21 protein-coding genes and 2 pseudogenes are annotated in these 25,212 nt (G+C 44.8%); 6 read left to right on the forward strand and 17 right to left on the reverse strand.

Annotation, left to right across the window (positions count from 1 at the left end):
- Nucleotide 1 precedes the first annotated feature (1 nt).
- The 7 genes from ACVA58_RS11165 to ACVA58_RS11195 all read right to left on the reverse strand — a co-directional run bounded on the left by ACVA58_RS11165 (nucleotide 2) and on the right by ACVA58_RS11195 (nucleotide 7,204).
- Nucleotides 2-1,573, reverse strand: coding sequence for a gamma-glutamyltransferase family protein (locus tag ACVA58_RS11165; protein ID WP_446510518.1), 1,572 nt, complete (start codon nucleotides 1,571-1,573; stop codon nucleotides 2-4).
- A complete protein-coding gene (locus ACVA58_RS11170; protein ID WP_446510519.1) occupies nucleotides 1,570-2,802 on the reverse strand; it encodes an amidase in 1,233 nt (410 codons plus the stop codon). The genes ACVA58_RS11165 and ACVA58_RS11170 overlap by 4 nt, the downstream gene beginning before the upstream one ends.
- Nucleotides 2,803-2,807: 5 nt before the next feature.
- The gene (locus ACVA58_RS11175) at nucleotides 2,808-3,536 is read right to left on the reverse strand and encodes an amino acid ABC transporter ATP-binding protein (protein ID WP_446510520.1); all 729 of its coding nucleotides are present in this window, start codon (nucleotides 3,534-3,536) and stop codon (nucleotides 2,808-2,810) included.
- Nucleotides 3,523-4,173: an amino acid ABC transporter permease gene (locus ACVA58_RS11180; RefSeq protein WP_446510521.1), complete on the reverse strand. Its 651-nt coding sequence runs from the start codon at nucleotides 4,171-4,173 to the stop codon at nucleotides 3,523-3,525. Before ACVA58_RS11180 ends, ACVA58_RS11175 begins: the two co-directional genes overlap by 14 nt.
- Nucleotides 4,173-4,853 (reverse strand): amino acid ABC transporter permease, encoded by a 681-nt coding sequence (locus ACVA58_RS11185; protein ID WP_446510522.1) that lies wholly within the window; start codon nucleotides 4,851-4,853, stop codon nucleotides 4,173-4,175. The genes ACVA58_RS11180 and ACVA58_RS11185 overlap by 1 nt, the downstream gene beginning before the upstream one ends.
- 9 nt (nucleotides 4,854-4,862) lie before the next feature.
- The gene (locus ACVA58_RS11190) at nucleotides 4,863-5,648 is read right to left on the reverse strand and encodes a transporter substrate-binding domain-containing protein (protein WP_446510523.1); all 786 of its coding nucleotides are present in this window, start codon (nucleotides 5,646-5,648) and stop codon (nucleotides 4,863-4,865) included.
- A gap of 98 nt (nucleotides 5,649-5,746) precedes the next feature.
- Complete coding sequence (locus tag ACVA58_RS11195) at nucleotides 5,747-7,204, reverse strand: NCS1 family nucleobase:cation symporter-1 (protein ID WP_446510524.1); 1,458 nt, start codon at nucleotides 7,202-7,204, stop codon at nucleotides 5,747-5,749.
- 274 nt (nucleotides 7,205-7,478) lie between these two features.
- On the opposite strand from ACVA58_RS11195, the gene ACVA58_RS11200 reads away from it, so the two are divergent.
- The 3 genes from ACVA58_RS11200 to puuE are packed head-to-tail and all read left to right on the forward strand — an operon-like array spanning nucleotide 7,479 to nucleotide 9,902.
- Entirely contained in the window at nucleotides 7,479-8,138 is a 660-nt protein-coding gene (locus ACVA58_RS11200) for a GntR family transcriptional regulator (protein WP_446510525.1), read from the forward strand.
- Between the two features lie 52 nt (nucleotides 8,139-8,190).
- Nucleotides 8,191-8,946, forward strand: coding sequence for an aspartate/glutamate racemase family protein (locus ACVA58_RS11205; RefSeq protein WP_446510526.1), 756 nt, complete (start codon nucleotides 8,191-8,193; stop codon nucleotides 8,944-8,946).
- A 2-nt stretch (nucleotides 8,947-8,948) separates the two neighbouring features.
- On the forward strand, nucleotides 8,949-9,902 hold the full coding sequence (gene puuE / locus ACVA58_RS11210) for an allantoinase PuuE (RefSeq protein ID WP_446510527.1): 954 nt from the start codon (nucleotides 8,949-8,951) through the stop codon (nucleotides 9,900-9,902).
- Nucleotides 9,903-9,909: 7 nt separating this feature from the next.
- Here the strand turns inward: puuE and ACVA58_RS11215 are convergent, their stop codons facing one another.
- The 4 genes and pseudogenes from ACVA58_RS11215 to ACVA58_RS11230 all read right to left on the reverse strand — a co-directional run.
- The gene (locus ACVA58_RS11215) at nucleotides 9,910-11,160 is read right to left on the reverse strand and encodes an alpha/beta hydrolase (protein ID WP_446510528.1); all 1,251 of its coding nucleotides are present in this window, start codon (nucleotides 11,158-11,160) and stop codon (nucleotides 9,910-9,912) included.
- 170 nt (nucleotides 11,161-11,330) lie between these two features.
- Nucleotides 11,331-12,392, reverse strand: a complete 1,062-nt coding sequence (locus ACVA58_RS11220) for a phosphotransferase (RefSeq protein WP_446510529.1) — start codon at nucleotides 12,390-12,392, stop codon at nucleotides 11,331-11,333.
- Between the two features lie 37 nt (nucleotides 12,393-12,429).
- Nucleotides 12,430-12,999: an RNA polymerase sigma factor SigZ gene (gene sigZ, locus ACVA58_RS11225; protein WP_446510530.1), complete on the reverse strand. Its 570-nt coding sequence runs from the start codon at nucleotides 12,997-12,999 to the stop codon at nucleotides 12,430-12,432.
- 193 nt (nucleotides 13,000-13,192) lie between these two features.
- Nucleotides 13,193-13,435: pseudogene (locus ACVA58_RS11230) on the reverse strand (glutathione S-transferase N-terminal domain-containing protein); the annotation flags it as partial.
- A 245-nt stretch (nucleotides 13,436-13,680) separates the two neighbouring features.
- On the opposite strand from ACVA58_RS11230, the gene ACVA58_RS11235 reads away from it, so the two are divergent.
- On the forward strand, nucleotides 13,681-14,655 hold the full coding sequence (locus ACVA58_RS11235) for a helix-turn-helix transcriptional regulator (RefSeq protein WP_446510531.1): 975 nt from the start codon (nucleotides 13,681-13,683) through the stop codon (nucleotides 14,653-14,655).
- A gap of 126 nt (nucleotides 14,656-14,781) precedes the next feature.
- Here the strand turns inward: ACVA58_RS11235 and ACVA58_RS11240 are convergent.
- The 4 genes and pseudogenes from ACVA58_RS11240 to ACVA58_RS11255 form a co-directional block, all read right to left on the reverse strand.
- Nucleotides 14,782-15,111, reverse strand: a pseudogene (locus tag ACVA58_RS11240) (DUF3332 family protein); the annotation flags it as partial.
- A gap of 214 nt (nucleotides 15,112-15,325) precedes the next feature.
- Nucleotides 15,326-16,057 (reverse strand): LytR/AlgR family response regulator transcription factor, encoded by a 732-nt coding sequence (locus ACVA58_RS11245; RefSeq protein ID WP_446510532.1) that lies wholly within the window; start codon nucleotides 16,055-16,057, stop codon nucleotides 15,326-15,328.
- Complete coding sequence (locus tag ACVA58_RS11250; protein ID WP_446510533.1) at nucleotides 16,035-17,771, reverse strand: LytS/YhcK type 5TM receptor domain-containing protein; 1,737 nt, start codon at nucleotides 17,769-17,771, stop codon at nucleotides 16,035-16,037. The genes ACVA58_RS11245 and ACVA58_RS11250 overlap by 23 nt, the downstream gene beginning before the upstream one ends.
- Nucleotides 17,772-17,807: 36 nt before the next feature.
- On the reverse strand, nucleotides 17,808-19,031 hold the full coding sequence (locus ACVA58_RS11255) for an L-lactate MFS transporter (RefSeq protein ID WP_446510534.1): 1,224 nt from the start codon (nucleotides 19,029-19,031) through the stop codon (nucleotides 17,808-17,810).
- Between the two features lie 485 nt (nucleotides 19,032-19,516).
- Here ACVA58_RS11255 and ACVA58_RS11260 point away from each other — a divergent pair, with 485 nt between their 5' ends.
- Together ACVA58_RS11260 and ACVA58_RS11265 are read left to right on the forward strand one after the other, a co-directional pair.
- Complete coding sequence (locus ACVA58_RS11260) at nucleotides 19,517-20,965, forward strand: sulfatase (protein ID WP_446510535.1); 1,449 nt, start codon at nucleotides 19,517-19,519, stop codon at nucleotides 20,963-20,965.
- A gap of 210 nt (nucleotides 20,966-21,175) precedes the next feature.
- Nucleotides 21,176-21,673, forward strand: coding sequence for a PadR family transcriptional regulator (locus ACVA58_RS11265; protein WP_446510536.1), 498 nt, complete (start codon nucleotides 21,176-21,178; stop codon nucleotides 21,671-21,673).
- A 337-nt stretch (nucleotides 21,674-22,010) separates the two neighbouring features.
- Here ACVA58_RS11265 and ACVA58_RS11270 read toward each other — a convergent pair whose 3' ends face one another.
- Both ACVA58_RS11270 and ACVA58_RS11275 read right to left on the reverse strand, forming a co-directional pair.
- Complete coding sequence (locus ACVA58_RS11270; RefSeq protein ID WP_446510706.1) at nucleotides 22,011-23,663, reverse strand: sulfatase family protein; 1,653 nt, start codon at nucleotides 23,661-23,663, stop codon at nucleotides 22,011-22,013.
- 185 nt (nucleotides 23,664-23,848) lie between these two features.
- Nucleotides 23,849-25,186 carry a putative glycoside hydrolase gene (locus ACVA58_RS11275; RefSeq protein WP_446510537.1) on the reverse strand — a complete coding sequence of 446 codons (1,338 nt, stop codon included), beginning with the start codon at nucleotides 25,184-25,186 and terminating at the stop codon, nucleotides 23,849-23,851.
- Nucleotides 25,187-25,212 lie beyond the last annotated feature (26 nt).

Raw genomic sequence — 25,212 nt, forward strand, 5'->3', positions numbered from 1 at the left:
GTTACTTCCTTATAAAAAACTGTCCGTCACTGCGCGGGTCGGTGGCTGCTTCAATCTTGCCATCTGGCTGGCGCACAATAGCGCCGGCATGGCCCATCAGCTCTGAGAGATTATCGACACAGGCAAGTTGGTGGCCCTTTGCAGCCAACTCGGTTGATACATTTTGAAACAGCGATTGTTCTAGGCGAAGGTGATGATTGTCATCCCCCCACGTTCTGCCCAATAGCCAGCGAGGTTTGGCAATAGACTCGGCCAAGCTTTCACCCTGATAGTGATAGCGACTGAACAGGCAAGCTTGCGTTTGGGGCTGTCCTTCCCCCCCCATGGTGCCGTAAATCATACGACTGCCATCCTTGAGCTCGGCGTAAGCAGGGTTAAGAGTATGGAATGGCTTTTTACGCGGGGCCAACGCATTATGATGGCTCGATTGAGTATTGAACGAGATCCCGCGGTTATTCCAGACAATACCGGTTTGCGGTAACAACACCCCGGAGCCAAACTCCCAATATACGCTTTGGATAAAGCTGACCATAGTGCCGTACTGATCAACCGCTCCCATCCAAACCGTATCGCCGGGTACGGCTTGCTCTGGCCATGGTGCTGCTACCTCGAGTGAAATGTCTGACGCGAGCTGGGTTATTTGGTCGGCTTTCAAATGGTCAGCCAGCGGTCCTGATTGCCAGTTTGGGTCTGTCACTTCACGATTTCGGATTCGGAACGCTTGCTTGGTTGCTTCCACCAGCAAGTGCATGTGATCGACTTCCGATGTTGCCGATTCAAACAACAGATCATAAATTGCTAGGATCAACAACGAAGCCACACCTTGGGTCGGCGCGTCCATGTTGTAGAGACACCCCTTGGAGATATTCACCGAAAGGGGTTGAACATACTCCGCTTGATGCTGAAGAAAGTCGTCCAGCGATAACACGCTTCCCGCTTGAGCGAGATCCACAGCCATCAGCTCGGCTAATTGCCCCTGATAAAAATCATCAAGCCCAGCATCCGCCAACCTGCGAAGGGTATTGGCCAATGCCGGATTTGTCACGCTATCACCTTGCTCCAGTGGCTTAGCTTGAGGCAAGAACGTTGCGGCAAAACCAGGATTATCTTTATGGGATTCAAACGTTTTTCGGCTAGCCGCTGCGAGGCTTTCAGTAACCAAAACGCCAGCCTCTGCGCCGGCAATAGCCACTTGGAACAAATCTAGCAGTGACTTACCGGAGCTGTCATATTCCAATGCTTTTTGCCAGCCTGAAACTGTCCCAGCCATGGTCAAGGTCGAACCCGCCCCGAACGTCGGCAAACCGTTTTGTGCTACCTGTTGGCAGTATTCGTTATCAATGTTCATTGCACTGCGACCACAACCATCAATGGCAATAGGCGCTTGGTTAGCTTTTGCAATCAACCAAAAACTGTCGCCGCCCAACCCATTCATGTGTGGGTAGTAAACAGCCACTGCTGCTGCGGCTGCAACCATGGCTTCACAGGCTGTACCACCAGCTTCCAACACGGCTTGTCCCGCTTCAGCGGCCTTGTAATGAGGAGCGGTAAAACTCACAGATTGCTGGTTCATACCCACTCCTTGTTATTATGCTGACGACTCAGGCAAGACATCACTCTTTTCCCTTGATTTATGAGCGCCAAATCTGAACCTGGTAGACCGAGCAATGACACACCAAACGGTTTACCATCAAGGCGACTCAGAGGTAGGTGCAACTGCGGCAATCCACACAGACCGGCAATTGCGGTAAAGCCCAATAACATCTGACGATACATCACCAAGCTTTCTGGCGAAGCATTGCGAAGCGGAGGCAGACCGGGAGTGGTAGGGATCAACAACCAACCACCAAGACTTGCCATTACAGGTAGCAGTCGCTGTTTGAATTGTTCTTGTTGCACAAGTGCCTTGCTGTATTGCTCATCAGTAATCGCGAATGCCATATCGACCCGCTCGGCAATGCTGCTTCCCAATGTATTTTTATGAGCCGACAGCCAGTCACGATGCTCATCGATAATGCTGCGACCCTGAATCACCCGAAAGCACTCAGCAAGTTCACTGGTCGTCACACCACATTTGGCTAAGACACTGACATAGCATTGATCGCGAAAACCATCTTCTAGCTTCTTCAAAATCGGTTGGATCTCTGCTGCCACCGTCTGATCAACAAGATCGAACAACCCACGGTCTACCGCCATACCCAAAACGGTCTGTTCATCCATAGGATCCCGGCAGTCTTCTTCGGGGATCAGTATGTGGGCGACTTTTTCCAGCACGGCCATATCACGCGCCAACACACCTGCAGTATCAAAGCAGGGAGCCAGTGAGAAGGCATGATCCAGTGACAAAGCACCGTGAGTCGGACGCCAACCAAACAAACCACAATAACTGGCTGGTACCCGTATTGAGCCACCGGTATCTGTACCTATCGCAAAATGGGCATCGCCTCTGGCAACCGCAACCGCCGAGCCACTCGATGAACCACCAGGCAAACACTGCGGCGCAACCGGGTTAAAAGGCGTTCCATAGTGAACATTCTGCCCATTGAGGCTATAAGCCAGTTCATCAGTCTGTACCCTACCGACACACTTGGCACCGTTGGCCAACAGGCTTAAAATCAACGGTGATGTCTGCTTGGCAGGCTGATGTGTCGCCAGCCACGCTGGGTTACCAGCGCCTGTGATATACCCCTCGACATCAAACAGATCTTTAAAGACAAACTCATAGCCTTGTAATACACCACGCGAAGAAAGCGACGGCAGTACACTGGGGCCTTGGCTGCAATACACACTTTGATCCATCATGCCCCCTATAAAACAGACGATAAAAATTGCTGAAGCTCAGGGGTTTTCGGATTGGCGAATACCGCTTCGCTGGCGCCGGTTTCCCATACTTTGCCTTGGTGCATAAACACCACCCTGTCGCCAACATCGCGAGCAAAGTTCATCTCGTGGGTAACCAGAATCAAGGTCATGCCATCTTTTGCCAAATCCTCGAGAACTTTCAGTACCTCCCCGACCAGCTCAGGATCGAGCGCCGAGGTGATCTCATCACACAGCAATACACTTGGCGTCATGGCCAATGATCGGGCTATCGCAACCCGCTGCTGCTGGCCGCCAGACATACTGGTTGGGTACTGATCGAACTTCTCAGCCATCCCGACTTTTTCCAGCATCGCCATAGCCAGCTCTCGACACTCTTCTGGACCTTTACCCAATACCAACTTGGGAGCCAACATGACGTTTTCGCCTGCCGTCATATGGGGAAACAAATTAAATCCTTGAAAGATCATCCCCACTTTTCGGCTCAGCTGACGCAATTGATACTCATCGTCAGTAACGGCTTGATTGGCGACCACAATCGCCCCTTCCTCATACTGCTCAAGCCCATTAACGCAGCGCAGTAACGTGCTCTTTCCCGAGCCAGACTTGCCGATAATCGACACAACTTCACCGGCATTTACCTTGAGATCCACACCCTTGAGGACATGGTTCTTACCATAGAATTTATGTACTTGATCGATACTAACCAGCGACATTAAACTTCCTTTCTAAATACTTGCTATAACGAGTGAGGGGGTAACAAATAGCGAAATAAAACAGGGCAACAAGAGCAAACACCTTGAACGGCTCAAAAGTGGCATTGTTAAGCATGGTTCCCGCCTTTGTGAGTTCAACAAAACCAATGATTGAAGCCAGAGCGGTGTTTTTTACCACCTGTACCGAAAACCCAATGGTCGGTGCCGTTGCCACACGAATCGATTGAGGCACGATCACATAACGCATGGTCTGAAAATAATTGAGCCCCAAAGTTCGGCTTGCCTCCCATTGCCCTTTCGGCAGTGAATCGAGGCAACCGCGCCAGATTTCACACAGATATGCACTGGTGAACAAAGTCAATGCCAAGCTGGCTGCCGTCCATGCGCCAAGATCAATACCCAGCAAAGACAAGCCGAAGAAAGCCAAGAACAACTGCATCAGTAACGGCGTCCCCTGAAAGACTTCGGTATATACCCGAACCAATCCCACCAGCAGGACATTCTTGGTCATCCTCAGCAGCAGCAAGATCCCTGCAACCACTCCCCCACCAATAAAGGCGATGATAGACAACAGCACAGTCCAACGAGCGGCAAGCGCAAGGTTGCGGAAGATATCCCAATCCGTGAATTCAACCATTAGGCGACCCTCCCCATTACATGGGTTTTGAACAATTTATTGCTCACCTGCACCAGCACCCAGCGCATCACCAAAGCCAAGCCAAGATAGATGGCCGCCGAGACCAAGTACGATTCAAAGCTCAAAAAATTACGTGACTGAATAAAGTTGGCGGTAAACGTCAGCTCTTCCACGGAGATTTGCGACAATACCGATGAGCCGAGCATCACGATGATGCACTGACTGATCAAAGCGGGGGAAATGCGATGGAACGCCTGTGGCAATATCACCCGAACAAACACTTGAGCAGGCTTAAGGCCAAGCGTTTTAGCCGCTTCCCATTGCCCTTTTGGTATCGCTTCAATACCAGCCCGGATTATTTCAGTGCTGTAAGCACCAAGGTTTACCACCATCGCGATCACGCCTGCTTCCCATGCAGACAACTTCAAACCAATAGCCGGCAAGCCAAAGAAAATAAAAAACAGCTGAACAATGAAAGGGGTATTGCGTACCACCTCCACGTAAGCACCGACCACACCTTTGAGTAGCCCGGCGGGGCGGATACGTACCGCCGCGCCGAGAATACCGACACCGACACCCAATACGGTGGTGGCAACAGCCAACTGGACCGTCAGCCAAATGCCCTGAATCAAGTCACCGTAATATGGCGATAAACCGGAAAAATCGAGTTGGTAATCCATTGCCACCTCTTAAGATGCTAAATCAGCAGGCAGTGGTGATTTCAGCCAGTTCACCGACATATCATTGAGCTTGCCTTCTAAGTGGGCTTGTTGGATCAGACCGTTCACTTCGCTCAGTAGTGCTTCCTGTCCCTTGCGGACACCGATGAAACATGGCGAATTTTTAATGGCAAACTTGGTTTCGGGGTGACGCTTAGGAAACTTGGTCGCGATCTCACTGGCAATAACGTTGCCAGTGGCAATCAAGTCAACCTGGCCAGAGACATAAGCGGAGATTGTGGTGTTGTTATCTTCAAAACGGCGGATAGTCACATCCTTCTGCGCCACTTTGCTTAATTCAATATCTTCAACCGAGCCGCGGGTTACCCCAATGACTTGTCCAGACAGTTCTTCAACCGAACTGACATCAACACCTTCCTTGCCAAACACACCGAGGAAAAACGGCGCATAGGCTTCACTGAAATCAATCGCACGCTGGCGCTCCGAATTTTTACCAAGGCTAGAGATAATCAAATCCACTTTGCGGGTTTGCAAGTAAGGAACCCGATTGGCACTGGTTACTGCCACCAACTCCAAACGAACCCCCATCGATTTGGCTATGTACTCCGCCATATCAATATCGTACCCCTGCAAACTCATATCGGTGCTGACAAAGCCAAACGGCGGGAAATCTTGAGGGACCGCCACTTTCAATACCCCACTTTTCTTTATATCTTCAAGCTGTGTCGCATTGACAATAAAAGAGCTGAAACACAATATCAGGCTAAGAAAACTGATTAACACTTTATTGAACATCGTAATTTCCTTTTTACGTTTATATATACTTGTAATTTTCACATACCAACTAACATCATTTGCGATGATTTGTTTTATCTTGATTTAATTATTAATTTCTATGCTTCATTCAAGCTGGTACGTGTACGTTTCTTAACATTCAACTGCCACTCATAACTCATCAGAAACCAATAACTCAACGCACCCAGAATACCGCCAATAAATAATGAGAAGTGAGCTAATTCAACGACAACAAATGAGGAAAACAACGCGGCACAAGTCGATGGGATTAATGCGTACACCGCTTTTTTATTCACGCCACCCTGATACCAATACTGACTAGTTTTATCTTCGGTATACAGCGCTGAAATATCAATTTCCTGCTTTCTGATTTTGAAATAATCAATAATGATAATGCCGTAAAGTGGACCAATAACCGCAGCCAATACATCAACGGTATAATGGATAACTTCGGGGTTATTGAATAAATTCCAAGGGGTAATGAGAACCGAACCAACCGCAGCAATAAAACCACCCGTTTTGAAGCTAATTTTTTGCGGTGAAACATTTGAAAAATCAAATGCAGGTGCAACAAAGTTAGCCACAATGTTGATACCAATGGTCGCAAGAATAAAGGTAAACGCCCCCAGAATAATGACTAAACCATTATCAAGGCGATTCACCGTTTCAATAGGGTCAGTGATTATTTCACCAAACACCGGAACCGAAGCAGCAACAATAATGACACTAAACAATGAGAACAAAACAAAATTTAATGGCAAACCGAGGAAGTTGCCTAATTTTAGTGCTTTATAAGACGTGCAGTAACGGGAAAAGTCACTGAAGTTCAGTGTAGGACCAGCAAAATAGCCCGCGACCAGTGCTGTGGCCACAGCCATCTGGGTAAACGCCTCCCAACCGGTTAGTGATGACTCACTTAGATTGAAGTCGATATTCTGCCAACCAGCCTTGTAAACCATCCACCCCGTAAGCAACGTCATTGCCAAGTAGATAGCAGGGCCTGACCAATCAATCAACTTTCGGATGGCCCCCATACCAAACATAAAGACCATAGCCTGGGTGACCCACATGAATATAAAGCCAAACCAACCCAATGAGGAAAGGCCTAAAAATGAACCTTCAGTATATCGTCCATATTCCGGTGCAAAATATAGGACCAAAACAATAAATGCGCTCGAGGCCAAGAAGGTTTGGATACCATACCAAACAACAGCAATAAGACCTCGAATGACAGCCGGAATATTAGCGCCTAAAACACCAAATGCCATACGACAAACAACAGGAAAAGGAACGCCCGCTTTTTGCCCGGGCTTGCCCATTAAGTTAGCGAAATAAAGAACAATCGTAATACCCAGAATTAAGCAGACAAACACTTGCCAACTGGCTAACCCTAATGCAAATAAGCTGGCTGCAAAGACATATCCTCCAACAGAGTGAACATCTGACATCCAAAAAGCAAAAATGCTATACCAACCCCATGTCTGCTTTTTTTCAGGAGCCAAATCATCATTGATTAACCTGGGGCTAACAGTTACGCCTATAATATCCTTATCCATAAAAATCTCCTTCCTAAAACTGTATACAATTTATGTATACAATCATCGTGCCAATGTTTAGAAAGCCAAAGAATGGGGATTTTAGATTCAACAGACTGCTATATAACGTTTTTAATGCATCATTATGATGCATGAGTGCTCCCTATTAGCGCGTAATATTTGTTAAGTCGCATTTTATTATTTGTTTATTGCTTTTATTGGGGAAATTCAATTAAGCTAATTGTATACAGTCTAATGTTATATTGTACTTAATGAGTTGAATGGATATACCACCATGATTCAGTATGATGCTATTTACCTAAAAATTCGTGATGCGATTGTAGCTCAGCAATTAGAGCCAGGCGTTCGGTTACCAGAAGATAAACTGGCGGAACGTTTTAACGTAAGCCGAACCGCAATTCGAAAAGTCCTCCAGCAGCTGGCGATAGAAAGCTTTATTACTATCCAGCCGAATAAAGGGGCGGAAGTCAGAACACCGTCGGCAACAGAGGCACAGGAAGTCTTTGAAAGCCGTATTCTGATTGAAACGAATTTATTGCCCACTATTCTCGCTAATTGGCAAGCCACAGATGCAGAAAACCTGAGCGCTATTATTGCGCTCGAAGATAAAGCCAAAGCCGACAATGATTTTGCCGCAGCGATAAAATACACCGCGCTGTTTCATATTGAACTAGCGAAAATCGCCAACAATCATACCTTGACCCAGTTTGTTGAACAGTTGGCATTTAGATCATCGTTAATCATTGCCGTATTTGGTTCGAAACACAGTGTTGGCTGTGATTGTGGCAGCCATGCCGAATTCATCGCATTACTCGATAGCGGTAATGAAAACGCAGTGATGACGTGGATGTCACATCATCTCAGAGTGATTCAGAACAGCCTTGATTTCGAAGGCAATAATAAAGCCGTTGATTTCGAATCACTTTTTCATTAAACACCCCGTTAATTACATACACGACTTATTCACCTTTATTAGGAGCCCAAGGATGCGGATCCAGCTTATCAACCCCAACACCTGCAAGGGCATGACCGACAAAATAGCCCTCTGCGCTGAACATATTGCCCTACCAAGTACACGTATTACCGCCTGTTCACCCCTGCACGGTCCGGAGACCATTGAATGTGCCCGCGACGAAGTCTTCGCCTCAAGCGGTTTACTCGAAGTGATCCGTGATTGTGAGCAAGAAGATAGCAAACCCGACGGTTATATTGTCGCCTGCTTTGGCGACCCAGCCCTTGATGCCGCCAAAGAGCTTACCGAGGCACCGGTGATTGGGATTGCCCAGGCAGCGTTTCACACCGCCAGCCTTTTGGCTAACCGTTTCTCGGTAGTCACAACCCTTTCACGTACCATTCCCACCGCTGAACACCTGTTGCACCGCTATGGGTTAGCCGATCGCTGCTGTGCGATCCGCGCTATTGAATTGCCCGTATTGGCACTGGAGCAAACCGATCAAGCCACTTTCCAACAACTAGCCGCAGCATGTCGGGAGAGTCTTCGTGATGACGGCGCGGAAGCGATTGTCCTCGGTTGCGCAGGCATGTCAGATCTGGTCTCTGATCTGCAGAGCGAGCTCGGGGTACCTGTCATTGATGGGGTGACAGCTGCTGTCAGCTTAGTGGAGTCACTTCATCGGCTATCCTTATCTACATCAAAGATTGCAACCTATGCTCCACCACCCGCCAAGCATTTCACTGGACGCTACCAGCATTGGTCTGCCACAACAGGCAAGGAGAAGTAACGATGAGCAATGATGATGCACTATTGTCGCGTAATGCCACCCTTAAACCCCGAGATATGGCAGGATACGCCGGAAAACCACCTCATGCCAATTGGCCCAATAACGCCAAACTGGCGGTACAATTTGTACTGAACTTCGAGGAAGGAGGAGAGAACTGTATCCTCCATGGAGATACCCATTCTGAAACCTTCCTTTCAGAAATAGCCGGTGCTGAAGCCTATTCTGACCGTCATATGAGTATTGAATCCTTATATGAATACGGTTCTCGTAGCGGTGTATGGCGTATATTTAACGAATTCGAAAAGCGCCAGTTACCCTTGACCATATTTGCCATCACCACCGCCCTCGAGCGCAACCCAGCTGTTACCCAAGCCATTATCGATAATGGCTATGATGTGGTATGTCACGGTTTGAAGTGGATCCACCACCAGCATATGCCGGTTGACGAAGAGCGTGAACACATGGCACAGGCACTTACCCGTATTGAGGACTTACTGGGAAAACCGGTGGTGGGGTGGTATACCGGCCGCGACTCGAAACATACTCGTCAGTTGCTGGCCGAACACCCTTCCATTTTATTCGACTCAGACTACTACGGCGATGACCTGCCGTTCTGGACTTCGCTTGATACTGCATCCGGCAGCAAACCACACTTGGTGGTACCTTATACTTTGGATGTCAATGATATGCGTTTCTCCTCCCCCTTTGGCTTTAGCCACGGCGAAGAGTTTTTCCAATACCTGAAAGATACGTTTGACTGCTTGTACGAAGAAGGCGAAATATCACCGAAAATGATGTCGATTGGTATGCATTGTCGGATCCTTGGTAAACCGGGCCGCATTCAGGCACTCAAGAAGTTTCTCGACTATATCAGCAAGTTTGACGATATCTGGGTAACAACGCGCACAGATATCGCCAAACATTGGATTGCCCATCATCCTGCTGGCGGGCAATAAGAATAGATTAGCGCAACCAGAGTTCAAGCTGTTGAGTGACCTGCGGATCACTCAACAAATCATTGTGCTTCATCTCATAAAGCACTTTCTGGTCGGCCTCAGCAAACATGAGATGACGCTCATTGACCGAATGGCATCCCAACGCACTGTTTAATGGTACAAGACCATCACCGATTAATCGTTCAGCTAACAAGCTCCTCTCACTTGCGGTTGTGGCAGCTATCGCAAAACAGCCAATGCCTTGCGGTAATGGTACTCCACACCGCTCATCGGGCAGGTTATGAAAGCGATCGGCTCCTTGCCAATCTTCATCAATCACATTGCCATAGCGAAGATCGGTGATTCCTGCACTGCGAAGATTACTGAGTAGGTTAAAAGGAGCGGTATACGGTGTTTTACTGAGGATCACACCGAACTTATTGCCTATCCGCTCTAAAGGGGCCCCTTGATGAGGCGTTCCCAGAAACACCATTTTTTTCAGTTTATCGAGCCACTGCATTGTCTGCTTCTGGCCATAGTGAACCGCACTTCTTGCCACTAAGCCACCCATGCTATGGGCGACAATGGACAGCTCTTCTATCGGCGTTGGCCACTGTTTAACAAATTGCTCGATTAGCTCAGACAACTGCCTGCCATTCTGTGATGTGTGCAAACCCGTATTATAACGAAGGTAAACTGGGGTATAGCCCAGAGAGGCTGCTAACTGCTGACCATGATCGACCTCGATCCCATCATGTTCTCCCTGCCATAATCGATCATTCATGCATAAACCATGGATCATCAGCAGCACTTTGTTTTTCGCCTGTGGGATCGTGAAAGCTGGTAAATCCGCATCAATTGCTAAAGGTGATTGTTGATAATAAAACGTCATCGGGATCGCAAATTGATTGTTCTTTTCCACCAACTGATCGCCCATCACACCATTTAGGGCTGACAGGACTGAAATGCGCGCCACTGTTTCGGTTTTATCTTCGTCGAGTGACTCAAGCCAAGGCTGCTGTTTTTCTAATATTTTATCGACCCCACTCCCCACTAGTTCGGTCACCGTATAAATATTCTTATACACAAAACCTGTGAGGCCGCGGGTTTTGTCGGGGGCAGATCCACTTGGCATCCCCAGCGTACGCCAGACTGACTGATGCACACCTTCAGCGATCCGTGTTGCACTCACTGTCGCTTGAGTTGCTAGTTGCCCGAGTCCTCTAAGATCAGAGGCGTAAAAATGCTTTAATCGCTTTGTCGATGCTTGGGTAACCATTAAGAACTCCATTTCGCGCAGTTATTGTGGAGAAACGCGGGGGGAACAATCTCATGCGTGTATACCCAAGTAACTTGGGTATACAACATAAGCTTCCAAGCTCATAGTGAGGAAATAATCTAGAATTGTTAACCTAGATAATTCAAATACCGCCCTTTCCGGCCAAAGCGTTATGGTTTAGTTGAATTTGCCAACCTTTGTTTTGCCAGCCCTTCTTTTGCCAACCATCGTAACGCTGTGTCAGTAAGTTGCTCGGTATAGGGGTTGATCTTCCAATGATCAGAACACCAACCTTTCACAAATCGCTGGAAGTCCGCCCAAGCAACGCTGTATAACGGTCGCCATTGCTGTTCGACATTGTCACCATCAATATCGGGGTGATACTCAGACAAGAACTGCTTCAATGTAGCAAAATACTCATCAAGGTAAGCTTGGATCTGGCTATCGCTTTCGTTAAAGTCCAACACACTGCTAAGAAGCAAGCAGAGATCCTTCATGCCACAACCGCCACCGACATATTGGAAATCGACAGCTGCCACAGCAGTACCTTCACTCGTAAAGCAAAAGTTAGCCAATTTGGCATCACCATGCACTAAGGTTTGGTACTGACACTGCGCCAAGGTGGCATCTATCTGCTCGGCAGCCGCTTTCAATCGCAAATCGTCAAGCACGGCCAGTTCATCGGGCCGAGTAGCTAAATGCCAATATGTCCCTGTTGGCCATAACCCTTGCGGCTTTACCGCTTGGCGGCAAGACATAAACTGAGCATGGACCATATACTGGGCATGAAACTGGGCCAACCAGCGCAAACAGGCCAAAATAGCAGGTCTCTCGACATGCTTGTGAACCTCGTTGTATCCCAGCGCGGCTAAGTCCTCCAGTACTAGCAGGATTTCATTATCTTGCTGCTCCACCATCAAACTCTTTGGCACTGGAGCTAAACATTTGTTGGCATAGTCACGATACCAATTCACTTCAACTTGATAGGAATCCAACTTGCGTTGGTGTGACCTCGACGTATTCCAGCCCCGAGGATGAGCATCTGAAGAGGCTGTCGATTGTGGCAAAAGAATGTACTTAACAATAACTGAAGGTACCTCCCCACCGTCTAAGTGCAATCTGACCAATTCACCATAGCCGCTCCATAAACTTTGTATTTGCTCAACTTTTGCAACATTGTTGGCACCACTTGATTGAGCAATCATTTCAATAATATTTTCTGGAATATTCATAATATAAATCAAGTCCCTAGGTTCTTGCTGGCCTCTCCTAGCACTTTTTACACTTTTCCTTTTTTTCGAAATCCATAATATTTCCACGACTATCGACTTTCATTTCACAACACTCATTGAATAAACGATTTAGTTTCTCGCGGCTTTTTTGGACTCTAGATTTCAAGGTTGAATACTTCATCCCATGCTGTTCAGCATACTCTTTCTGTGATGTTCCATTGAGCTCAATCGCACTGAGGAGCTGGGCGTCTTCTTCAGGCAATGCTTGGATAAACGGCATAATACAGTGGGAAAGTTGATGATGAATTGTTTCACTCCCCTCAACATACCAAAGCTCATCCTCCGTAACGCCTTTGCTGCGGGCACGCTTACGATAGAAATCGATGATGGTGTTATTGGCTAATTGAAACAACCAAGATTTCAGTTTGTTCTTATCCTTAACAGTATTAATCTGCTGATAAGTCTTGATAAGAATCTCCTGCAACAAATCATCCACATCATCAGGACATGAAACATTCGACTGTAAAAAACGCTTCAGGCTTGCCTGATATTGCTGCCATACATCTTCAATGCGAAGTACGCTCTCTGGCAACGCATTCTCTGACATAGCTTTTCTCCAACGCAAAAAGGTTATGGCAAGAACCATAACCTTTAGAAATTTAATTTAAGATATAACTAAATATTAGCCGCAACAACTGCTTGTGGCACACGCAGCCTTACTTTCTAACTCTACACCTATTTCAGGTACGTATCAGACAGGTAAAAATTGTAGAAGTACAGCTCAAAGTCATCAACGACAGATGCTTCCACCAACCAAGACGCCATAATTGCCTGTTGCCACGCTGTTCGTTGCTCACCCCCTGCTCCAGAGCGCCGTATTGATCTTCAATGTATTCAATAATGGCATCAGAATCGAATAACACGGTTCCTGATTCGGTAATTAACAATGGCACTTGACCGTTTGGCGAAATATCCTAAAACCACTGAGGCTTATCCTTTAGGTTGATGTATTCAATCTCGTAAGGGATGTCACGGGCGGCCAAGGCTGCGGTTACACGTTAGACGAATGAGCAAATTTTATAGCTGACGACTTTAAGCATTTCGAATTCTCTTTGAAAGTTTGTATATCTGTAAGACGGCCTCTATCAGAAAAAGACGAAATAGAAAAAGATCTCATTCAGTCCATCACGACTACACGCACACTCATCATGAATATCCATGCACCATTCAGCTATATTCAAGGTCTGATCGAATAAAGTGCCAGCATCATTCACAACGCTGTTGGATCATGAGTTCATTACCCGTTTGCCGCGCAGCGCTCAGCGCTCCCTTCATCCAAATTCTTGATGACTATGGCCATGATCCGTCACTGCTACTCAAGCGCTTTCGTCTTGATAGGAAAACCCTATCTACACCAACACTATACCTACCTTCGCATGTTGTCGGGCTGATTGTTGACTCAGCCTCCAGAGCTATCGGTCACAACGACATCGGCTATCATGCAGCCCAATCTATTGGTAATCAGGCACTCCATCCAGAGTTCCAGCAGCAATTGGTGAGTAGCGAAGGGATGACAAACTTTCTAAATACGATGCTATCTTTCCAGCACTTGCAAGGCTCCCACTTCAAGCTATGGTTTGAATTCAGCAAAGAGGAACTTCGGATATGCCACCAGAGTTCGTTAAAAGCCTCGAATAAAAGCTATGAGCATGCCAATGAGTTCACCACTTTTTTAATTATTAATCTACTGAAAGCACAGCTGGGTACTGCTTGGCAGCCGAAGTATTTAGCCTTTCACCATCAAAGCCCCCCAAAGGCCAAGATTTTGGGACAAACAACCAATAAGCAAGTGTTTTATAGTACTAGCTGTAACTATATACCCGTGGACTTCAAACTTGATCGGATGGAACCTTTAAAACGCCACCCTACTGAAAGGCCAGGATGCTCGATGGCCAGAGTGAAGGGAATTGTCGATACATTCTGGCAAGACGAAAGCTTTAGTATTGATTTTGTTGCTCAGTTATTCGGTGTGTCAGAGCGAACATTACAAAGGCTCTTCATACAGAATAACACCACCTTCAGGGACTACCTGAACCAAAAGAAGATAGAGAAATCTATGGTGTTACTCCGCCAAGGCTCGAGTGTACAGTCCGTCGCTGAGACGCTGCATTATTCCGACCCATCAAATTTTTCACGCGCAATGAAGAAACACCTAAACCTGACACCATCACAATACCTAAAAAGCCTGTCTAACGCTTGTTGAGGACAAGTAAAAAAAAGCCCCTACTTTATAAGTAAGGGCAAATACCTAAGAGTACTACTTTTATTATTTCAGAATGAATGCAACCCAAGTAATTAGATATAATTCTTATTCTGATACACTTATTTTAATAGGAGCTGAATGTAACGATTCATCAATACTGCTGTTTACGTCTAGCCATGTATCTGTTTCAGTATCAAAAATATGTCCCTGTCCACTAATCGGATTTTCACCAGTCCAAAACTCCAAAGAGTTAAGTACCAAGTAATCCGCCCCTACCGTTACCGCATACAAGGGAGACATTGCCATATTCAACCCACCACGAGCGTAACGGTTATCTACCGCTTTCACGTTATATTCCATTAACTTAGTAGTCGCAACATTACTGCCCACACACCCACTTAACAGTACAGAGGCAATACCTAAAACTACACATCGTTTAAAATTTTTAATTGTCATACCACTAAATATTACAAGGGAAATTATCGACGGGGGGGGATGTTATCTTCAATTAAAATTCCGTCTATTGAAAAGGCCAATTATTGTTATCAAACTAGCAACTTTAACAATCAATGTTCATTTGTCGTAAAATGACATGTACAACGAAAAAACAGACTCAATGCTACCTTGAGCTGATAAAGTTGGGGGGAATGCACCAACTATAAGCATGGGTTCACAATTTCATCTTGGTACGAAATAACTTGATATTACTACGACTAACAGGAATATCCGCACAGCCATGCTGCACATTAACAATATAAGTACTGTTCATACCTGGTGTAATCTGAGTAACTTTACTGAGATTTAAACAATAAGAACGGTGGCATCGGAAAAACACATCTTCAGGGAGTCGCTGCATCAACTCGCTAATGGTGTAGGGAGCAATATACTGGCTCTCTTTAGTATAGACTTCTGTTATTTTATCTTTCGCTACCGCATAGTGAATATCCTCAAGATTAACAATGCAAATACAGTTTTGCTGCTGAAGCGGAATCGTGGCGGCTGACAGCGTTGATGGTACATTTTGCACTGGAGTCTGAGGCAACACATGTCGCTCAAGCTTTTCCAATACTCGCTGCACACGATTCACATTGAGTGGCTTCAACAAATAATCAACGGCTTCAATATCAAAGGCATCTAACGCGTGATCTTTATACGCCGTGGTGAACACCATCTTGGGTGCTTTCTTCGTATTATGTAGATTTTTAGCTAGCATCATGCCGTCAATAGATGGCACATTAATATCTAAAAAAAGCACATCAACAATATGACTTTGAAGGTATTTAAAGGCTTGTAGACCATCATCAAATACCGCTACGACCTCGATACCACTGTATTGAGAGATTAGATATTTCAGCTCTTCTTGAGCTAAATATTCGTCCTCAACAATCACCGCTTTCAACATACACTGCCTCTGTTTGACGGTTCATGACTTTAAAAGAGACTTCAACACCCTCTTTTAAGTTTTGGATTGTGAGCCCCTGACCATAAATAAGCTTGATGCGCTGGTGGACATTGAGCAAACCAATCTTGTTTTTTTCCATGGCATCACTGTGAAGTTTCTCGATAATAGTTTGAGGGATTCCATCACCACTATCTTTAACGCTGATCAAAACATGATCGCTTTGCTGTTTCACTCGGATTAATACATGCCCTTGGCGGCTGAAAGGCTGAATTCCATGCTGTATCGCATTTTCGACTAAGGGCTGAATCAACAAGCAGGGAATTTGAATCTGAACCGGGTCAATATCAAACTCTACCGAAAGCTTGTTACCAAAACGCGCTAACTCAATCGCGGTATAGTCTCGCACTTGTTGAAGCTCGGAGTGCACATCAATGAAGTCATCATCTCGCTCAAGATTGTAACGAAGAAAATCGGCAAGGTTGGCGATCAACGAACGAGCTTTGTCAGGTTGAATACGAATCAACGTAGAGATGGCATTGAGCGCATTGAACAAAAAATGCGGATTTATCTTACTTTGAAGTGCAGTGAACTCCGCTTTTTGCAGCATCATTTTTGTTTGTTCAGCACTAGAGGCTTCTATCTGAGTAGAAATCAAGACGGATAACCCCTGCGCCATCTCGATAAGCGGTTGTGATATTTGATTCTTCTTTCTAAAACAGATTTTGAGTGTACCAGTAATATGATCACTTTCTTGTAGTGGAATAATCAAAGCAGAGCGAAAGTTTTCATATTCATAATCGTTGGCAACGATATTGGTCTTCTGAGTGAGGACTTGTTTTACCAACGGGCCGCATGCGACTTGATGGCCATCATAGTGACCAAGAGAATCACCATTAGCGTATGCAGAAATGAATTCCCGATCAGTAATAAAGACGGCATCAGCTTGCGTTTCACGACGAATAATGTCGCAAATATAAGCCAAACGGTCTGCATTATTGCTTTTAAAAAAAGGTAAAGTTTGGTTGGCGATATCTAATGCCCGCTTTGCTTGCTGAGCGGCAAAGCGGTCACGCTCGTTGTGTACATCTTGAATTCGTTTGATGATCAGACCGATACTCGCTGCGCCTAACACCATAGGTAAACCAATATTCTTTACTATAGTAAGCGCTAACGTTTTGTCATCGGAAAGAAGATATATCAATGCCATCGTTAGCACTTCACAAAACATCCCAGCGGCAATCCCCCATCGAATGTAATGCTTTTTGTTGCCATAACGATATATCATCGTGCCGCAGATCCCGGCAAAGGTACTGGTGATCAAGCAAGGTATGGAAGTTGGGCCATTAATATCAATCAAAAAACGATGGATACCAGAAATTATCCCTGCAGGTATACCGACCCAAGGACCAAAGATAATGCCGCCAGAAATGATGGAGATGATACGGACGTTCACCAAAGAGCCATCGACATTAACGCCGGTATAGGTGCTGAAAATCGCGAAGAAGATAAATAAGATCGAGACAAAAATGAGCTCGGTCGGTTTTCGCTCAGAGGCATCCTTATTCATGATGTCTTTGAATACACGCGCTTGTGTTAGCAGAAATAGTGCTGACAACATAAATGCGGCACGCTCTAACACATTGAATAACATCTGCAAATGCTCAAGGAACAAGCTAGATACTCCCTTTAACCAAAAAGCCCTTATGATACTCATAAGGGCTTAATAACGAACTCAACTGTCAGTGAGTGACTAACACATCACAGGCTGAAGAGACTGTGCTTTACTCGGTAGTTTTACAGTGAGTGAGAACACGATGGAAATAACCACCAATGCCAGCATCACAGAGAAAGTTGCAGTAAAGCCACCAAATGCAGAAGCGATAACTGAACCAACAAAGCTACCAATACCAAAGCCTAGGTAAATGAAACCGTAGTTCTTGGTTAGGTTGTTTAAGCCAAAGAAATCACTAACCAAAGAAGGGTACACGGTAATAGTGCCACCAAAGCTAAAGGCAATACAGGCAATTGCCAAGTAAAAACTCGATTGTTCCAGTGCAACTAAACGCAAGCACACCACGCCGAACAAGCAGATAACAAGTGCAATGCTGATAACACGAATACGAGCGATTTTATCTGATAGCACGCCAAGAACTAAACGACCAGACAGGTTACATACCGCGATAATCGCCACAGAGGTGGCAGCTGCTGCTGAGTTAAGGTGAACAAAATTCTCGCCAATATCTTTAGCCACGCCGATTACGTAAAGGCCTGACATACAAACGGTTAAGAATATTACAGATAGGATCCAAAACTGTGATGTTTTGAATGCTTCTGCAAGCGTAAAGTCGGTTGAAACGAGTGCTGTATTTGCTTGCGATTCATTTTGATTCGAATCGCTATGAATAGGCGCATCTCGCATCATCATACCGCCAACCACTACGCAGCACATTGCAATGACTCCCCACACGCTAAATGTCATTTCGACGCCGGAGTGAGTAAGGAAGTACATGTTAATGTACTTGAAACCTAAGCTACCTAAGCCGTAAGCACCAATAGCACACGCTGATGCAACACCTTTCCGTTCAGGGAAAAATTTCACACAGTTTGATAGTGTCATCAGGTAACCCGTACCGTCAGCAAACCCCACCAAGAACCCAGCGACCACATACAGCACCAATAGATTAGGAGCATAAGAAGTAATGATTAGGCTAAGTCCCAACATGATACCGGCGCTAACCGTCACTTTACGAACACCGAAACGCTCTTGAAGTTTGCCTGAGAGTGATGATGCAACTGCCAAAGAGAGGCTCAAAATACCAAAGGAGAAAGCAACTTGGCTTACTGGCGTATCCAGTTTACTTGCAAGGGGTGCATTAAAAAGGCTCCATGTATAGACTGAGCCCAGCGCAAATTGCGTAAGGATCGTACCCAACAACGTCCATAGACGGTTCGGTTGATTGGCTGATGATTGCATGCTGCATTCTCCAAAGATCGTTCGTAATCAAAATTCAATGGAATGTATTAATACGTGTAACTCCTGAGTGAGCCAATAGTTTGCGGCAACTATAAAATGAGCTGCAATTTATCGGCGCGAAGTGCATTATTTCGGCATGAATGGCAACAAGGTAAATAAACAGTCCGATTAAAACGCTACGAATAGTCACTTGATATCAATAGTCACTTGGCATAGTCAGCCCCTAAACTGCCCTTATTTTAAACCTGCACAAATATCATACATTTGAAAACGATCACAAATTGAAACGTTTCAATTGATAGGAGTGAATATGTGCTGTACAGTTCATGTAAAACATAGCCCCTACAACATAAACTGTTGATTAAAGTTTGCAAAAGCGATTTTTAACACCAACAAAGAACAATATAACAGCCCCAAACAATAGAAACGTTACAGCTACAATTCAATACTCAGGGACATAACATCGCATACGCAAGGAATTAAAGATGATGTCATCCAAAATACGTAAACAGAAGCACTCCCCTCTCTGGCCTGTTGCAGCCTCTCTCGCAATGATGTCCCTGCCATGTGCCTCAGCAGATCATGTCGCCCTACCTGAACACAAACAACCAAACGTACTTCTCATCTTTGCCGACGACTTGGGGTATGCAGATACCGGTTTCCAAAACCTAAGCAAGGATGTCAAAACACCGAACCTCGACAGATTAGCCGAAGATGGAGTTATCTTCGACGCGGGTTATGTTACAGCTCCGGTATGCGGCCCTTCGCGGGCAGGAATGCTAACAGGGCGCTACCAGCAACGTTTCGGTGCACATGACAATGTCGGCCCTTACATCTTAGAAAAAGGCATTGAGCAGGGAGTCCCTGCCAATATTCCAACCATTGGTCACTATTTCCAAGATGCTGGCTATAAAACAGCCATTATTGGGAAATGGCATGATGGTGATGCCAAACAGTCCTGGCCTCAAAATCGCGGTTTTGATGAGTTTGTTGGTTTCAATAATGGAGCTGCTGACTACTTCGTTGGGGCTCGCAATGAAGAAAACAGTAAAAGTGCTCCCTTTTCCTCAATCTATCGTAACGATCAACTTATCGCACCTTTCGATCAGTATCTGACCGATAAGTTCGGTGATGAAGCCGTTAACTTTATAGAGCGCAATCAAGATCAACCGTTTTTCCTTTACGTGCCATTCAATGCCATCCACGGCCCACAGCAGGCACTTGAAGAAGATCTACAACGCTTTAGCTATATCGAAAATCCGAAGCGACGTCTCGCAGTAGCAATGAACTACAACATGGATCATAACGTCGGACGTATCATTGCCAAGCTAGAGGAACATCAGTTGATGGAAGATACACTCATCATCTTCCTATCTGACAACGGTGGTAAATTCCTGGGTAAACATGGTAATGAATCCTACAACCTTCCATTAAGAAGCGAAAAAGGACAAGTTTGGGATGGCGGAATCAGAATCCCCTTTACGATAACTTGGAAAGGGATGATCCCGGCTGGTCGTACTATCAGCGATCCTATTATTTCATTAGATATTCTCCCGACAGCTTTGGCTGCAATTGGCGTGCAGGCGCCTCAAGAAATGCAATTAGACGGCACAGATTTATTACCGTTACTTAAAGGTGAAAAAGAGCACCTTAATCATCGTTTCCTCTACTGGCATATGCCGAACCAAACAGCAATCAGAGATAACAATTGGAAGCTGGTTATGCCAAACCTCTCGGATAAAAATGCTTCATACGAACTGTTCCGTATCAGTGATGATATTAGTGAGAGCAAAAATGTAGCAGATGCCAACCCCGAACAGGTCGAGAGGCTCAAAAAAGCGTTCGACACTTGGAGTGATGAGAATATGCCACAACTATGGGGCTGGGATAAGAACCGCTTAAAGTACACCAACGGCTGGCGCGGTAGGTACTAGAACCATAGGCATTTGTTCATAGTATCTCTGTTTAGAGCTACGAACCTTTCTTTAATATATATGGGTAAGCGTCGAAATACTCGCCCCTCCCGTAACCAATCATGGTGCGTCTTTTTAATAAAGACACACCATAAAGTTTAAGTTCGGCTAGAAAACCAACATTTAATTATAACTATAATACGTACCAACATACTATTTAGAAGAGAAATCATGATAGGCAATCTAGAAGTCGTCGTTTTGTCCAATTTGCTAAAAAAAGAGTCCACTGGCTATGAATTGACAAAAACAATAAACAAATCACCTTGGAAAACCTCTCACCAACAAATATACAGGACTTTGTTGAAGTTAAAAAACAAAGGATATCTTTCTTGCAAGGATGTTTACCAAATAAACAAGCCTAATAAAAAAGTCTATACCATAACGCAAGAAGGAGAGATTATTGTTAGCAGTCCAAAGCTACAAGAAGCCAAAGTAAAGATCACACAAGACGAAGCGAACTCTAGATTAGTTTTAGGAGACCCTCAATACTTCATCTGTATGCATGATGAAATATCAAAAATGATTGCTGAATTAACTATAATCAGAATTGATTCTGACCCTTTAACTCAGTTAGCTATAGACAGAAAGATAAGTTTACTTCATGCAGATTCAGAATGGTGTAAGCACGTTGTTAGATCGCTATCTAATAAAATAAAGGTCGCAGCATGAATTACATCGCTATATTCCTCGATGAGAAAGGAAGAGCGCTATCCAATAACAGTGGTCAATATATTAACATCCAACTGGGTATGTTTGATGATATCAGTCAAGCGACTGATAGTGCACGCGATCTCTTTGGCGGACATGAGATTAGAAAAGGACTAATTTGGAGTAGTTCAAGGTGCGGTGGAGTGTTAATAGCCCCAGACACACTAACTAACATAAATTATTACTAGTAAAAATCGTCATCATTCACCACGCTTACTGTCATTAACACCCAAGCACACATTCACTTGGGTGTTAATTTCATATATTTAGGGCTATTTTATCTTTTATCTTTTATCTTTTATCTTTTATCTTTAGTGAATAGCTCTTGAAGTGTTGGCTTACGTTCATGAATAAGCGGCATATCAATCCATTCTTCTTGCGGCGGAACATCGTATTGCAATTCAAGCTTTTTCAGCTCTGACTTTAAGCGAGTGACTTCACTTTGATAATCAGGGTTATCTATCAAATTAACCATCTCTGACTTATCTGATTCCAAGTCGTATAGTTCCCACTCATCATCAGGGTTGTAGAAATGGATCAGCTTATAGCGATGATCTCGGACACCATAATGACGCGCGACATTATGGAACCCTGGGTTTTCGTAGTAGTGATAGTACAAGCTGTCACGCCACTTTTCATGCTCCTGGCCAGTTAGCAACCCCTTCATTGATACACCATCAAACTCTTCATCGGTTCTCACACCAGCAAAGTCCAATAGTGTCGGTGCATAATCAATATTTTGAACCAACTCATCTATAATCGTACCCGGTTTTATTTCTGCCGGATATTGCACAAGTAATGGGGTAGAAAAGGACTCTTCATACATAAAACGCTTGTCAAAGAAGCCATGTTCACCCAAGAAGAACCCCTGATCCGACGTGTAAACTACGATGGTGTTTTCTGCAAGGTCATGCTCTTCCAAATAATCGAGCACCTCGCCAACGCTCTCGTCAACGGCTTTTACTGTTGCAAGGTAATCCTGAACATAACGTTGATACTTCCACTCCGCCATTTCTCTCTCAGACCAGTCTGATTCATGGCTATTCATAAAATCGTTGCGTTCTTGATAAGCCGTATCCCAGGCATCTCGCTGCTCTTTGGTAAGACGAGCCAGTAAGTGCGGCCAGATATCTTTACGCCACTCAGTACTACCAACAGCACGGGTCATTTTCAGATCGTGTCCTTCTTGAGCATCACGGTAAACATTCATTTCCTGCTTACTGGCTGCCAAGCGGTCCTGGTAATTATCAAAAAAGTTATCAGGTACAGGAAACTTAGTATTTTCATATAACCGAGCATGGCGCAGAGGCGGCATCCAGTTCCGATGAGGAGCTTTGTGGTGCATCATCAAAGCAAATGGCTTACTTTTATCTCGCCCCTTCGTCAACCATTCTAAGGTTTTATCAGTGATGAGATCAGTTGTATAGCCCATCTCCTGCTTCACCCCCTTCATGGTGATGAAATCAGGGTTATAGTATTCGCCCTGATCATTTAGGATATCCCAATGATCAAAATCTAGCCCTTCCGGGATCAAGTTAATATGCCACTTACCGATAACAGCGGTATTATAGCCAGATTCATGCAATGCTCTTGGCCATGTAAATTGGCTACCATCAAAGCTCTGCCCATTATAGTTAAACCCATTTTTATGACCAAACTTGCCCGTCAGCATTGCCCCACGACTCGGGCCACATAAAGAGTTAGTTACATAAGAGCTAGTAAAAATCGCACCATGCTCTGCGATACGATCAATATTAGGCGTTGGTGCTAATTTAGCAATCTCATGCCCATAGGCACTGAGCGCCTGTACAGCGTGATCATCTGTCATGATAAACAAGACATTTGGCCTTTGCTGCCCATCAGCATTGCTCTCAATGAGCTTTGATTCAGCAGCATATGCAATGCCAATCGACGTAAAAGCCCCCATAGCTATTAGAGGTATTGCTTTCATTTTCACAACCCGCTTCCTTTATATTTTCCATAAAATAAAAAAGCCGGTACTACACACTTCCCCTAGCGAAAAGTAGTACCGGCAAACATAAATTGATAATTTGTCGTCAAATGTTAGCTGCATTGTTTAAGTCAAAACGTTAACAGCCAAACTTGTGGCTACTGCTCTTTGTGACATGTCTACATTTATGGGTTCATAACAAATTTCAGATCGCTAATACTAAATTTTAACCCCTTTGGCGAGTAAGATTTATCATCAACCTTTTCAGGGAAGAAGACCACTTTCTTTATATGCTTAAGAATATTAATATCAATATCACCGTCTGTGGTGCTAAACAATTCAGATAAGGGAATTGAAAACTTCTGTATTGCCCCTTCACAATTGTCCGTCTTACAAGACATGGCCCATAATTTTGATGCCGGATAGCGGTAATCTGGAGAAGGACTCTCGGGATCATTTTTGGTCGGCGTATCTATCTTAACCATAATATTGTTTGTCGGATGAGCCATTTCACTATAAGACTCAACCCAGAGAGTGAACTCTAATGTGCCTTTCTCTAAATATTGGCTCACATCTTTAAGTTTTACGTCTTCTTTATTAAGAATAAAGCTTAAGTAAGTCTGCTTACCTGGTTCAGCTGTTGACTCAACGCCTGCCCAACCTATCTCTGAATCTTCATTCTTAACTGGGTAAATCTTGGTGCCATTTGAAGTCAGGTGATAAGTCCAACCAGACTCAACAAATTCACCTTGGTCGTTTTTCTGGCGAGCATAAACAATGGACTCAGGTGTAGTTAATACCTCACTTTTTGAATTATCACACTCTATCACTAAGTTCATACCAGGCTTATCACCACCCGCTTCAGCCTGAACACGAACATTACTGATATCAAAATTGGCGTTGGCACTCATGTCCATAGAAAAAGACTGTGTCACTTTGCTGAAATCAACACCTTGATCAGCAAAACATTGCAAAGGAATTCGGACACTTTGAGTACTATTGACAACATCGCTGTTTTTAACACCCAAGTAAGCACTGAGTGAACTGGTGATATCAACCTTCCCTTCAGAACCATCATCGGATATCAGTGTAACGGTAGCCGGAGTTACCTTCCCGCTAGGAAAATCTTTCATATGTACATCAAAGAGAAGCAAACCAGCCTTATTAACCGTCACCTTAGAGTAATCGACCGGGGAACTTGCAATAAACTGAATACCAGCCTTCGCATCTTGCGTCACACTTACATTCAAAGCGGCTTGAGATAAATAATCACCAATCACTTGGATATTACTCAATGCGGTATTTTCTTGGCCATCAACATCAACGGTCATATCTCCCTTATCGACAGCCTGCATAATGAAAGCTCCATTAGATCCTTCGCCATATATCTGAGTGACTTCACCGCCAGGAACAGGCCCTGTTCCATCTTTACCATCATTATAACTAAAGCCATCTTCAAGGCAGCCGGATAATGCCATAATGACAGATGTCACCACCGCTGCTCTTTTAAATTTAATATTCATAAGCATCTCGTAAAGCAAATAATTAA

The sequence above is a fragment of the Photobacterium sp. DNB22_13_2 genome (assembly GCF_052873915.1).